The sequence below is a fragment of the Rhizobium sp. P1_E6 genome, assembly GCF_056405875.1.
This window is the reverse complement of the sequence record NZ_JBFUBG010000022.1, coordinates 1-12,488: the sequence shown is the minus strand read 5'-3', so window position 1 is coordinate 12,488 and position 12,488 is coordinate 1. Positions and strand designations below refer to the sequence as shown.

The 12,488-nt window shown below is 61.7% G+C and carries 12 protein-coding genes and 1 pseudogene; 9 read left to right on the top strand and 4 right to left on the bottom strand.

Annotated elements, in window-relative coordinates; translation table 11 throughout:
- The 3 genes from AC1D35_RS13905 to lpdA are packed head-to-tail and all read left to right on the top strand — an operon-like array spanning nt 1 to nt 3,648.
- The gene (locus AC1D35_RS13905) at nt 1-1,014 is read left to right on the top strand and encodes an alpha-ketoacid dehydrogenase subunit beta (protein WP_477852002.1); all 1,014 of its coding nucleotides are present in this window, start codon (nt 1-3) and stop codon (nt 1,012-1,014) included.
- A 3-nt stretch (nt 1,015-1,017) separates the two neighbouring features.
- Nucleotides 1,018-2,247, top strand: a complete 1,230-nt coding sequence (locus tag AC1D35_RS13900) for a dihydrolipoamide acetyltransferase family protein (RefSeq protein ID WP_113308916.1) — start codon at nt 1,018-1,020, stop codon at nt 2,245-2,247.
- Between the two features lie 3 nt (nt 2,248-2,250).
- A complete protein-coding gene (gene lpdA, locus AC1D35_RS13895; RefSeq protein WP_477938718.1) occupies nt 2,251-3,648 on the top strand; it encodes a dihydrolipoyl dehydrogenase in 1,398 nt (465 codons plus the stop codon).
- A 197-nt stretch (nt 3,649-3,845) separates the two neighbouring features.
- Here lpdA and AC1D35_RS13890 read toward each other — a convergent pair whose 3' ends face one another.
- The 4 genes from AC1D35_RS13890 to AC1D35_RS13875 all read right to left on the bottom strand — a co-directional run bounded on the left by AC1D35_RS13890 (nt 3,846) and on the right by AC1D35_RS13875 (nt 7,612).
- Nucleotides 3,846-4,082 (bottom strand): hypothetical protein, encoded by a 237-nt coding sequence (locus AC1D35_RS13890; protein ID WP_113298753.1) that lies wholly within the window; start codon nt 4,080-4,082, stop codon nt 3,846-3,848.
- A 138-nt stretch (nt 4,083-4,220) separates the two neighbouring features.
- On the bottom strand, nt 4,221-6,158 hold the full coding sequence (locus AC1D35_RS13885) for an SARP family transcriptional regulator (RefSeq protein WP_477938716.1): 1,938 nt from the start codon (nt 6,156-6,158) through the stop codon (nt 4,221-4,223).
- A gap of 18 nt (nt 6,159-6,176) precedes the next feature.
- Nucleotides 6,177-6,635, bottom strand: coding sequence for a helix-turn-helix domain-containing protein (locus AC1D35_RS13880; RefSeq protein ID WP_113308920.1), 459 nt, complete (start codon nt 6,633-6,635; stop codon nt 6,177-6,179).
- 773 nt (nt 6,636-7,408) lie between these two features.
- Entirely contained in the window at nt 7,409-7,612 is a 204-nt protein-coding gene (locus AC1D35_RS13875) for a cold-shock protein (protein WP_113298756.1), read from the bottom strand.
- 429 nt (nt 7,613-8,041) lie between these two features.
- Between AC1D35_RS13875 and AC1D35_RS13870 the strand changes: the two genes are divergently transcribed.
- The 6 genes and pseudogenes from AC1D35_RS13870 to AC1D35_RS13845 all read left to right on the top strand — a co-directional run.
- A complete protein-coding gene (locus AC1D35_RS13870) occupies nt 8,042-8,923 on the top strand; it encodes a glycine betaine ABC transporter substrate-binding protein (RefSeq protein ID WP_477938714.1) in 882 nt (293 codons plus the stop codon).
- 101 nt (nt 8,924-9,024) lie between these two features.
- Nucleotides 9,025-9,642: an ABC transporter permease gene (locus tag AC1D35_RS13865; RefSeq protein WP_113183801.1), complete on the top strand. Its 618-nt coding sequence runs from the start codon at nt 9,025-9,027 to the stop codon at nt 9,640-9,642.
- A 10-nt stretch (nt 9,643-9,652) separates the two neighbouring features.
- A complete protein-coding gene (locus AC1D35_RS13860; RefSeq protein ID WP_477938712.1) occupies nt 9,653-10,294 on the top strand; it encodes an ABC transporter permease in 642 nt (213 codons plus the stop codon).
- On the top strand, nt 10,291-11,223 hold the full coding sequence (locus AC1D35_RS13855; protein ID WP_477851998.1) for an ABC transporter ATP-binding protein: 933 nt from the start codon (nt 10,291-10,293) through the stop codon (nt 11,221-11,223). Before AC1D35_RS13860 ends, AC1D35_RS13855 begins: the two co-directional genes overlap by 4 nt.
- A gap of 15 nt (nt 11,224-11,238) precedes the next feature.
- Nucleotides 11,239-12,318 (top strand): LLM class flavin-dependent oxidoreductase, encoded by a 1,080-nt coding sequence (locus AC1D35_RS13850; protein WP_477938710.1) that lies wholly within the window; start codon nt 11,239-11,241, stop codon nt 12,316-12,318.
- Nucleotides 12,315-12,488 (top strand): annotated as a pseudogene (locus tag AC1D35_RS13845) (nitrilotriacetate monooxygenase); the annotation flags it as partial. The gene AC1D35_RS13850 and the pseudogene AC1D35_RS13845, both read left to right, overlap by 4 nt.

Below are 12,488 nucleotides of genomic sequence, written 5' to 3'. Positions count from 1 at the left end.
ATGGCCCGGATGACGATGATCGAGGCCGTGCGCAGCGGCATGGACGTCTCGATGGCGCGCGACGACAATGTCGTGGTTTTCGGCGAGGACGTCGGCTATTTCGGCGGTGTCTTCCGCTGCACGCAGGGCCTGCAGGCGAAATACGGCAAGACACGCTGCTTCGACGCGCCGATCAACGAATCCGGCATTGTCGGCACGGCGATCGGGATGGCGGCCTATGGGCTGAAGCCCTGTGTCGAAATCCAGTTCGCCGACTACATGTATCCTGCCTACGATCAGCTGACGCAGGAGGCGGCGCGCATCCGCTATCGCTCCAATGGCGACTTCACCTGCCCGATCGTCGTGCGCATGCCGACCGGTGGAGGCATCTTCGGTGGCCAGACGCACAGCCAGAGCCCGGAAGCACTCTTTACTCACGTCTGCGGCCTGAAAGTGGTCGTGCCGTCCAACCCCTATGACGCCAAGGGCCTGTTGATCGCAGCCATCGAGGATGCCGACCCCGTGATGTTCCTGGAACCGAAGCGACTTTATAACGGCCCCTTCGACGGTCATCATGAGAGGCCGGTCACGCCCTGGTCGAAACATGATCTCGGCGAGGTGCCGGAAGGGCACTATACGATCCCGATCGGCAAAGCCGAAGTGCGGCGCGCAGGAGCGGCGGTAACAGTCGTTGCCTACGGCACCATGGTGCATGTGGCGCTGGCTGCCGCCGAGGATGCTGGCATCGATGCCGAGGTGATCGATCTCAGGAGCCTCTTGCCGCTCGATCTCGACACGATCGTCAAATCCGTCACCAAAACCGGCCGCTGCGTCGTCGTTCATGAAGCGACCCTGACCTCCGGCTTCGGCGCCGAGGTTGTGGCGCTGGTGCAGGAACATTGCTTCTACCATCTGGAAGCGCCGGTCGTACGCGTCGCCGGCTGGGACACGCCCTATCCGCATGCGCAGGAGTGGGATTATTTCCCCGGACCCGGCCGCGTCGGACGCGCGCTTGCCGAAGTCATGGAGGCCTGAGCCATGGGCGAATTCATCATCAAGATGCCCGACGTCGGCGAAGGGGTCGCCGAGGCCGAGCTAGTGGAATGGCACGTGAAGACCGGCGATCCGGTGCGCGAGGACATGGTGATCGCCGCCGTCATGACCGACAAGGCCACAGTCGAAATCCCGTCGCCCGTCAACGGCACGGTGACCTGGCTTGGGGGCGAGGTGGGCGACCGAATCGCGGTCAAGGCACCGCTGGTGCGCATCGAGACGGCAGGCGAGACAGGGGTTGCGGAACCTGAAACCATCCCCCAACCGCGCCCCGCCGAGCCGGTGAAAGCCGACGCTCCGAAGTCCGTTTCAAAGGCATCGTCCCCGGCAAGTCCACCGGCCGAAAAGCCGCTCGCCGCGCCGTCCGTGCGGCTCTTCGCGCGCGAGAGCGGCGTGGATCTCAGGCAGGTTCAGGGTACCGGCCCAGCCGGCCGCATCCTGCGCGAGGATATCGAGCAGTTCCTGAACCAGGGTGCGGTACCCGCTTCGGCGCGGGCCGGCCTGGCGAAGAAGACGGCGACCGAGGAGATCAAGCTGACCGGCCTTCGCCGCCGCATCGCCGAGAAGATGGTGCTCTCCACGTCGCGCATTCCCCACATCACCTATGTGGAAGAGGTGGACATGACGGCCCTCGAGGAGCTGCGCGCCACCATGAATGCCGACCGCAAATCCGAGCACCCCAAGCTGACGGTGCTGCCTTTCCTGATGCGCGCTTTGGTCAGAGCCATTGCTGCGCAACCCGACGTCAACGCCACCTTCGATGACGATGCCGGCATCATCACACGCCATGGCGCCGTGCATATCGGCATAGCCACACAGACGCCGGCGGGTCTGACCGTGCCTGTCGTGCGCCATGCCGAGGCTCGCGGCATCTTCGATTGCGCAGTCGAAATGAACCGGCTGGCGGAAGCCGCCCGCTCCGGTACGGCCACGCGCGACGAATTGTCAGGATCGACCATCACCATCAGCTCGCTCGGCGCACTCGGCGGCATTGTTTCCACGCCCGTCATCAATCATCCGGAAGTGGCGATCATTGGCGTCAACAAGATCGCCACGCGGCCGGTCTGGGACGGCGCGCAGTTCGTGCCGCGCAAGATGATGAACCTCTCCTCCAGCTTTGATCACCGCATCATCGACGGCTGGGATGCGGCGACCTTCGTGCAGCGCATCCGCACGCTACTCGAAACGCCGGCACTTATTTTCATCGAAGGCTGAGCCATGAAAGAGATTGTCTGTAAGCTCCTCGTCATCGGCGCCGGCCCAGGCGGTTATGTCTGCGCCATTCGCGCCGGCCAGCTGGGTGTCGATACAGTTATCGTCGAGGCCGGCAAGCCTGGTGGCACCTGCCTGACGGTCGGCTGCATTCCCTCCAAGGCACTGATCCACGCCGCAGAAGAATTCGATGCCACGCAGAAAATGCTGGCCGGCAAAAATCCGATGGGCATCCGCGTCGAAGGCGTTTCCATCGATCTTTCCAAGACCATCACCTGGAAGGACGGAATCGTCGGCCGGCTCACAGGCGGTGTCTCCGGCCTCCTACAGAAGGCGCGCGTGAAGATCGTCCACGGCCGCGCCCGTTTCCGAGACGGCAAGACGGTCGAGGTGGAGACGGAGACCGGACAGCAGATCATTCGCGCCGAAACCGTTGTCATTGCCACCGGCTCGGATCCGGTGGAACTCGCGAACCTGCCCTTCGGTGGCCGGGTGATGTCCTCCACCGAGGCGCTGTCGCTGACGGAATTGCCGAAGAATCTCGTCGTGATCGGCGGCGGTTATATCGGGCTGGAACTCGGAACAGCCTTTGCCAAGATGGGGTCGCAGGTGACCGTGGTAGAAKCAACTCAGCAGGTCTTGCCGCAATATGATGCCGAACTCGTCCGTCCCGTCATGCGCAAGCTGACCGAGCGTGGCATCCGCGTGCTGACTGGTGCCAAGGCGATCGGCCTTTCCGATGCCGGCGATGGGCTGGTCGTCGAAATGCCTGACGGAGGGCAGCAGGCGCTGCCGGCCGACCGCATTCTCGTCACTGTCGGCCGTCGTCCGCGAACCGCGGGCTCGGGGCTTGAAGAACTGGATCTCGACCGCGCCGGGCCCTTTCTCAGGATCGACGACCGCTGCCGGACTTCGATGCGCGGCATCTATGCGATCGGCGATGTCACCGGCGAGCCGATGCTGGCGCATCGAGCGATGGCGCAGGGAGAGATGGTGGCGGAAATCATCGCGGGCAAGAAGCGTGCATGGGACAAGCGCTGCATTCCGGCTATCTGCTTTACCGATCCGGAAATCGTCAGCGCCGGCCTGTCGCCGGCCGAAGCCCGCGCCCAGGGTTACGACATCAGGACCGGTCAGTTTCCCTTCAGCGCCAATGGACGGGCGATGACGATGCTGTCGGAAGAGGGCTTTGTGCGGGTGGTGGCGCGGGCCGATACCAATCTCGTTCTCGGCCTGCAGGCGGTGGGCGCTGGGGTTTCCGAACTCTCGGCCGCCTTTGCGCTCGCCATCGAAATGGGCGCGCGGCTGGAGGATATCGCTGGCACGATCCATGCTCATCCGACCCGCAGTGAGGCGGTCATGGAAGCAGCGCTCAAGGCTTTGGGGAACGCGCTTCACATGTGAGCCTGCTCGACGCGGTCTTACCGGGTCTTTTGCTTCGCGCCGTTCGACGAGTTCTCCCGAAAGGCGGATGATCGTCGCTGAAGGACATCTGCAAGGTTGATCGGCTCCCGCGCTGCGAAGTCCCGCCGAACCAGTTCACCGCCTGCCATTTCGCAGCACCTAATCCGCTGACGCTGGCGGGGGTAAGCCATCGACCTTCAATGCACCAGGCCTGCCGGCGCATCTTCGACCGTTCCCTCCACGGGCAGGTTTATGCCGCTCTCGGTGAGGTCCTGCAGCAGCGCGCCGAGCGCGAGGTCGAGGCAATAGACCGAGAATTCTGCATTGAGTTCCCGGGCGTTCTGACGAGCGTAGGAAACGAGCCGCGCGAGCGATGCGATATCCCGCAGCCGTTGGTCCTTCTCGGCGGTCCCGAGTTCGATGATGTCTTCCATTGCCATTCTCACTGAGCTCCCCAGCCGTGTTGGGAGGAGTTCTAGCGGATGTGGTCGAGGAAAGCGCGTGACATGGGCGTGACACCAGTCTGGCTGGCGTATTGGCAGGCGGCAACTCTGCGGTATGGACCGAACGTGTCAGAAGCCTGCCTTTCGCAGGGCCTCGCGATACTGTTCCTTCTGCCAGGCCTCCTTGAAGGGCACGAGCGACAGCCATTTGTCGACTTCGAAATCCGGATGGGTTTTGCGTGCCTTGCGCATGTAGAGACGGGCTTTTTCCACGTCGCCGAGCATCGCCCAGCAAGCGGCCGCAAGCCGGTCGGCGGGCGTTCGGTCATCCATTTTGCCGATCGCGTCCAGCGCTTCGGTATAGTTGGAAAGAGCGAAATTCGCGCCGGCCTCGGTCCAGAGATAATCGGCAGGGCTCAGCGGATTGAGCGAGATCGCCCGCTCAATCTTGGCCAGTCCATCGGCCGGGCGCGAGGCATGCACGAGCGTGTCGGCATAACTTGCGATGCCGTCGGCATAATGCGGGCTGAGTTCCTCGGCGACCTTCAGGGCCACCACGCTTTCATCGAGGTCGTTCAGATAGAGTTTGGCGACGCCGAGCTGGCGGAAGCCTGAAGCCAACGACGGATCGGCGACGATCGCCTGGTTTGCATAATCTTCCGCAAGCTGGATCAGTTCGCCATCGCCGCGGGCCGTCAGCAGCCATTCGACAAGGAAGGTACGCGCAAGGCCGGCAAGGGCGGGTGAGAAATGGGCGCTGTGCTGCAACGCTGTGCGGAAAGCCTTCCGCGCGCGGCGAATATCCGGCAGCGAAAGCCGCTTCATGTCGCGGAAGCCCAGGAGATAGCTGTGATAGGCGGCAGGGTTGTTTTCGAAAGCCCCGCGCACGGTCTCGTTCTGGCGAATCTGCCCGGAGAGCTCCCTGGCGATGCGCCGCGCGATCTCCCGCCGGTTGGTGATCAGGTCGTATTTTTCGAGGCTGAAGCGCTCGGCCCAGATGACCTCATCACTGGCGGCGTAGACGAGCTGGACGAACAGCGATGGCATCCCGCTGCCGGTGGTCAGTCGCGTATCGAGCACGTAGGAGATCGAATGACGCAGGATCATGCCCGATCTATCGGCATGGCGCGCGATCTGCGCGGCGGTATGCGGCGCGACGACCGAGACGCTGTTCAGGGCGCAAAGGCCGATGGTCACGTCTTCGATCAGCGCCTCCGAGAGCACCGGCAGGGCCCCGAGATCGCTGGCTTCGACCGGCGGCAACAGGGCAAGACGGGGCAGGGGCGCAGTTTTCAGGATGATGCCGCTTTCAATCGACGGCGCAGCCGGCAGAGCTGGCGTCCTGCCGGCATCGAAAATCTTGCGCACTTCCTTCAGTGCCTGCAGGTCGAGGCCGACCTCTAGCGAGTGCTGGAGATCGCGCCGGCGGCTTTCGAAAAGCTGCCTGGCGTTTTCCAGATGCCCCTCGGCCTCATAGGCCTCCAGCAGGATATGGCGGATGCTATCGTCATCGGGCGCATCGCGGAAAATCCTGAGCGCGGCCTCCTTGAAGAGGCCGATATCGGTCCGCGAGCGCGCTTCCGGCAGCGCCCGCTTCAGCACGTCGACGAGGATCGCTATATGCCGGTTGCGCTCGCTGGATACCCATTCTCGTGTGCTGGCGCTTTGATCGGCGAGATCGGCAAGGAACTCCTGCCGTAGCAGGAATACGAGCCGTTGCAGCATTTCGAGCGGATCGGCCGAGGATGGCATATCAAGTTCGGAGCGATCAGCCACGAAGACCTCCCGCCTGATCCGCACGCCAGTTGCCGTAAAGACCAGCAGTTCCACGCCGAGTTCTGCCTGCCGCGCCTGGACGCGCGAAATCATCTTGCGCAGGTTCGCCATGATATCGGGGTTGTCGTGACTGTCCCACAGAAAACGGGCGAGTGCGCCCCGCGGGCATTCGCTGTCAGGCCAGTCGAGCAGATAGCAAATCGCCAACAGGCCCTTTTCGGGGAAGGCGACAGGTTCTTCCGCCGCGTCCTGCAGCCGCAATGCGCCGAATGACTTAAGCCTGAGGGTCATCGGACCGCTATCGCCTGCTTATTCTGGGCGGGATTCCGGCTCATCCATTCTCAGCGCGTCCAACGGGATGTCGCTGCTTTCGGCTTGCGCCATCGCATTGACGAGCGAGATGATCGTCTCGCGGATGCGCCGGTCTTCGATCTTCACAAAGGCTCTGTTGAGGACGAGGCCCTCCTTCGACCGCAAAAATTCTGCGACCGGATCTACGGGGGCGGAAAGATCGAGGCCGGCAAGGCTCGGCGCTTGCGAATCATCCTGTTCGAAAAAGAAGGCCGGCGAGGTGCGCAGCACTTCGGCGATCCGCTGCAGGCGGCTTGCGCCGATGCGGTTGATGCCCTTTTCGTACTTCTGCACCTGCTGAAAGGTAACGCCGATCTGCTCGGCAAGCCGCTCCTGGCTCATGCCGAGAAGCTGCCTGCGCCTGCGCATGCGCATGCCGACATAGGTATCAATCGCGTTCGGTGTCTTGACGTTCATGGTCTACCTTCTGTCTCGTTCGCATTTCAGTCCATTGACTTGTAGACGGCATCGCGGTGCTTTTCTATGATTTGTTTTTGATGTCATATTAGACATCCAGGAATTACATGCGCCATGTGCGATCCAGTCGATCTCTCAGGCAGTATACACCGTCGCCGCCGAGTTGGACATTTGCCGCACGACCTTCAGGTTCTGGAGATGAAGAGGATGCCGGGGCAGGAAAGCTCTTGCGGGTAAACACGCAAGCGTGATCTTGAAAGGAGCCGGCGCATGCGGCCGCAAGAGGCGGGAGAACTACATCGCCAATCGGGGGAGAACTTGCGGTGATTGTCGATCTTCGTGGAGGGCCGTATGACGCTTCCGACGAGACCGAGTGCGACCGTATTGTTAGCCCCCACGATCAGCCAGGCAGGGCCCCTATTCAGGACGGTGACCATCAATAAAGGGACGGACGGCCGGTGTTAGAATCTCGCCCGTTTGGCGGAGGAAATTTGACGCCGGCCGAACTCCTTCTCAATCGTCGTGCTTGCAGGCAGTTTTCCGCCGACGCTCCAGCAGTTCGCCCTCACCGAGATGAGCAAGGGTTTCACAAGTCTCGGCCCTGATTTGTCGTGAAGATGCTGGTTGCCTCAAGCCCGATCAACGGAGGTTGATCATGTATCGTCGTGAAGCCGCTACTTTGGCATCTATACCCTCTCGCTGCTGCGAGCGGGATCAGATATCAATGTAATGACCGGACGAGAATAGCTGGCTATTCAAAGCCGTGGACTTGATCAAAGCGTGTCGACGTTCTCTGCTTTCGACTTTCCGGTCTTGCGGTCTTGGCCCAGCTCGTAGCTTACCTTTTGTCCCTCTCTCAAAGATCCGCCTTGTTGCAGGGCAGAGACATGCACAAATACATCCGCCCCACCATTCTCAGGGGTGATGAAGCCGAACCCCTTGTCATCGTTAAAAAATTTGACTGTACCGGTAGGCATGGAAGCTCCTGATTGTTGCGCGGCCGCTTGCCGCTGTGGCAATGTTATAGGTCAATCCTCTCGCTATCAATGGCATGCAAGTCTCGCTGCCAATGGCCGGCATTCTTGGAGCAGCTCGGCCTCTCGGGCGGTGGCCTACGGACTGATTGGAAAACCAGTGCGCTGGCGTCGCCGGTATTCGCCTGCAATGGCCGGTGGCAGATAGCCGATCTTGACCGGCTACACCTTCTTCCGACCCTTCGATGATCGGGCTGTGTTGTTGTCTGTGCCGGTTTGCCACGCGCATCCTGTAGTGCGATGGCCAAGCGTTCTCTTGGGGATTAAATTTCACCTAAATCGGTAGAAAATTGGTATTCCATTCCGCGCTCGGATCATTGGAAACCGCTATCACCTCTCCTGAACAATTCGAATGTCAAATGAGGGAACGCAATGCTTTCGAAATCCTTCGCCGGGCTCTTTGCCGGCGCCATCCTGGCCGCCTTCGTGGGTGCACCGGCGCAGGCCGATGCGGTAAAGATCGGCAGCAAGAATTTCACCGAACAGTTCGTCGTCGCCGAAATCTACGCCCAGGCGCTTGAAAAGGCTGGTGTCGAAGTCGAGCGCCACCTCAACCTCGGTGCTACGCTCGTCGCCCACACGGCGCTGACGAACGGCGATATCGATCTCTATCCGGAATATACCGGCACGGCGCTTGCCGCCGTCGTCAAGGGCGACTTGTCAGGTTCCGCCGACAAGATCTATTCCGACGTCAAGGATTACTACGAGAAGAACCTCAAGCTGACGCTTCTGYAGCCGACGCAGATCAACAACGGCTATGCAATCATCACACTTCCGGAAACCGCCGAAAAGTACAAGCTGAAGACGCTGAGTGATCTCGGTCCGGTCTCCAAGGGCCTCACCTTCGGCGCTGAAGGCGGCTTTGGCGAGCGCAAGGACGGATTGCCGGGCCTGAAGCAGGTCTACGGCATCGAGTTCAAGGAATTCAAGATCTTCGCCAAGCTCGGCATCCGTTACAGCGCACTGACGAGCAAGGACCTCGACGTCTCCTATGGTTTTGCAACCGACTGGCAGATCTCCGATAACAAGCTGGTCGTGCTCGACGACGACAAACATCTCTTCCCGCCCTATTACCTCGTGCCGGTCGTGCGCCAGGATGCACTCGCCAAGAACCCGAAGATCGCCGAGGTTCTGAACAAGGTGAGCCCGCTTCTCAACAACGAGACCATGCGCGAGCTGAATGCCAAGGTCGATCGCGACAAGGAAGAACCGGCCGACGTCGCCGCGGAATTCCTGAAGGCCAAGGGCATCTGATCGACAGCGATACGCAAGTTTCGCTTTCCCTGAAGAAAAAATGCGGCGAAGCTTGGAGCTTCGCCGCTTTGTCGTGATCGTGCAGACAGGATTTCTCGCGTTTGAACTGGGCACCCAAGCATATTCCGGAAATCGCGCTTGCCGTCTGGCAGCATCTGGTGCTGTCGATTTCATCCGTGCTCATCGGCCTTGCGATCGCGCTCGTGCTCGGTATCGTCTGCGCCCGACGGCCTCGGCTCTATGCCTTCGCGCTGACGGTAACGAACATCATCTTCGTCATTCCGAGCCTGGCGCTCTTTGCGCTTTTGATCCCCTTCGTCGGTCTCGGCATGAAGCCGGCGCTGATAGGGCTTTCCTCCTATTGCCTGCTGATCCTGCTGCGCAACGTCGTCACCGGTATCCGCGGCGTTCCGGCCGATGTGCTCGATGCCGCCGACGGCATGGGCTACGGCCCATGGCAGCGGCTCTTCCGCATCGAACTACCGCTCGCCCTGCCACTGATCGTCTCCGGCGCCCGCATCGCGCTCGTCACCGTTATCGGCATTGCGACAGTCGCTGCCTTCATCGATGGCGGGGGGCTCGGCACCATCATCCTGATCGGCATCGATCAGGAATATGCCGAGAAGATCCTGGTCGGCGGCATTCTGACGGCACTGCTGGCCATCATCTTCGATTTCATTCTCACCCGGGCCGAGCAGGCCCTGGTGCGCTGGCAGTGAGGGCACGCGCATGCTGAGCACTGCCTTTTTCTGGATCGTCGATCACCAGGACGAATTCTTCCGCGCCCTCGGACGCCATCTCCTGATGTCCGGCGTGTCGTTGGCGATCGCGCTTGCCATAGCGCTGCCGCTGGCTGTCCTGATCGTCAATTACGGTCGCTTCGCCTTTGGCGTCATCAATACCGTCAATGGCCTCCGAACCATTCCGAGCCTTGCGATCCTCGCGATCATGCTGCCGCTACTCGGTATCGGCATCCTGCCTTCGATCGTGGCGCTGACCGTACTTGCCCTGCCGCCGATCCTGCTCAACGCCTATGTCGGGTTGCGCGATGTCGATGCCGATGCGGTGGAGGCGGCGATCGGCATGGGCATGAGCCGCAGCCAGGTCCTGCGGAAGATCCGCATTCCGCTGGCAGCCCCGGCGATGTTTGCCGGCGCRCGCACGGCAGYCGTCCAGGTGCTGGCCGGAGCGACGCTCGCGCCCTTCATCGGCGGCGGCGGGCTCGGCGACTTCATCGCCACCGGCATCGGCATGATGGACATGTCGCGGCTCATCGTCGGCGCCGTGCCGATCGCGATCCTGGCGCTCGCCACCGAATTCATTCTCGGCCGCGCCGAGAAGCATTTATTTGCAGAAAGAACCGCCGCATGATCCGCATGGAGAACGTCACCAAGCGCTATGGCGAAAGTGCCGCGCCTTCGGTGGATAATTTGACGCTTGATGTTCCCGAGGGCTCGACGGTTGCGCTGATCGGCCCATCGGGCTGCGGCAAGACGACGACGATGCGCATGATCAACCGGCTAATAGAGCCGACAGAGGGGCACATCTTCGTCAATGGCGAGGACGTAACCAGGGCCGATCCGGTCAAGCTTCGCCGCCACATCGGCTACGTCATCCAGAATGTCGGCCTCTTTCCGCACATGACGATTGCCGAAAATATCGCCGCCGTGCCGAACCTGCTCGGCTGGGACCAGCCGCGGATCGCCAAGCGCACGGATGAACTTCTCGATCTCGTCGGCCTCGATCCCAAGGAAATGCTGAAGCGCTATCCGCGGCAGCTCTCCGGCGGCCAGCGCCAGCGCATCGGCGTGGCGCGCGCCCTTGCGGCCGATCCCTCGGTACTGTTGATGGACGAGCCCTTCGGCGCTATCGACCCTATCGCCAGAACCCGGCTGCAGGACGAGTTCAAGCAGATTCTGAAACGCGTGCGCAAGACGGTGGTGCTGGTCACCCACGATCTCGACGAGGCGATCCGCCTCGGCGACCGCATCGCCATCATGCGCGCCGGCAAGATTGTACAATATGATGCGCCGGATGCGATCCTCTCCCATCCGGTCGACGATTTCGTCGCAAATTTCGTCGGTATAGACCGGGCGATCAAGCGGCTCAGCCTGTTTTCGGTCGCCGACGCGATGCGGCCTGGTGCCCCCTCGTCACCCGCTGCCAGTGTCACCGCAAGCGCCAATCTGCGCGATGCCTTGTCGCTGATGGTCGCGGCCAACAGCGATGTGCTTTCGGTGGTCGATGGCGGTGGCATTGTTACCGGGCAGCTGACGCGCGACGCGATTTTCTCGATCTGAGTGCAGGAGTTTCTGATGCATCTCGGCTTTTCTCTCACACCTTTCGGTCATCACCCATCGGCCTGGCGCAATGCCGCAAGGCCCGAACCTCTCGGTTTTGATGCGCTGCTTTCCCAGGTTGCGATAGCGGAGGAGGCGGGGTTCGATTTCGTCCTGCTCTCGGACCGGCTCGGTGCCCGGCCGGTCGATGATCTCTCGCCCATTGCGACGCCCTTCGAGCCGACGACGCTGGTCGCGGCTCTTGCGACGAAGGCGCGCCGGATCGGCTTCCTGGCAGCTGCTGCGACCAGTCAGCACGAGCCCTATAATCTCGCCCGGCGCTTTGCCTCGTTGGATCAGATCAGCGGCGGCCRCACAGGCTGGGTAGCYATCCCCGCATCCGGCCAATTCGAACGCGACCAGGAATATCTCGGCCTTGTGAGCGCGCTCTGGGATAGCTGGGAAGACGATGCCTTCCTCTACGACAAGGCTGAGGGCCGTTTCTTCGAGCCAGGCAGGATGCATGTGCTCAACCACAGGGGCGAGCATTTTACGGTGCGCGGGCCGCTCAACGTCAACCGCTCGCCACAGGGCAAACCGGTTATCGCCCAGCTTGTGAGCGGAGAGAACAAAGCGTTGGCAGCGCACGGTGTTGAAGTCGTCCTGCTTCAAGATCGGACACCGGAAAATGCGAACGAGACGGCGGCCGATTTCGTGCGCCTGCTCGAAGCGGCCGGACGCCGGCGGCAGGACGTTCGCATACTGGCAAATATAGTGCCGATCATTGCAGAGACGTCCGAAGCGGCGCAGGCGGCAAGCGATGCGCTCCGATTTGGTGAGGCCGACCGGGCGAGCCAACCGCTGTCCGCGTCGCGTCTCGTCGGCACGCCGGCTGAGATCGCCGATGCCCTGCAGCGGTGGTTTGGCCTCGGCCAGGTCGACGGTTTCACGATCTTGCCACCGACGCTCGCGATCGGGGACCTGTTCTTCACGGAGGTGATTCCGGAATTGCGACGCCTCGGGCTGCTCAAGGCGAATGCAGGCGGGACTTTGCGCGATCGTCTTGGTCTTGCCCGTCCGGCTCATCCGGCGGCAATGTTGGAGCATGCATCATGAGCGGCGATCGCAAGATGAGACTGGGCGCCTTCCTGATGGCAGGCGGCCATCATATCGCGGCATGGCGGCATCCGGACGCCCATGCCCCGGCCGGTGTCGATATCGACCATTTCATCGAGCTTGCCCGCATCGCCGAGCGCGGCAAATTCGACATGCTCTTCGTGGAGGAC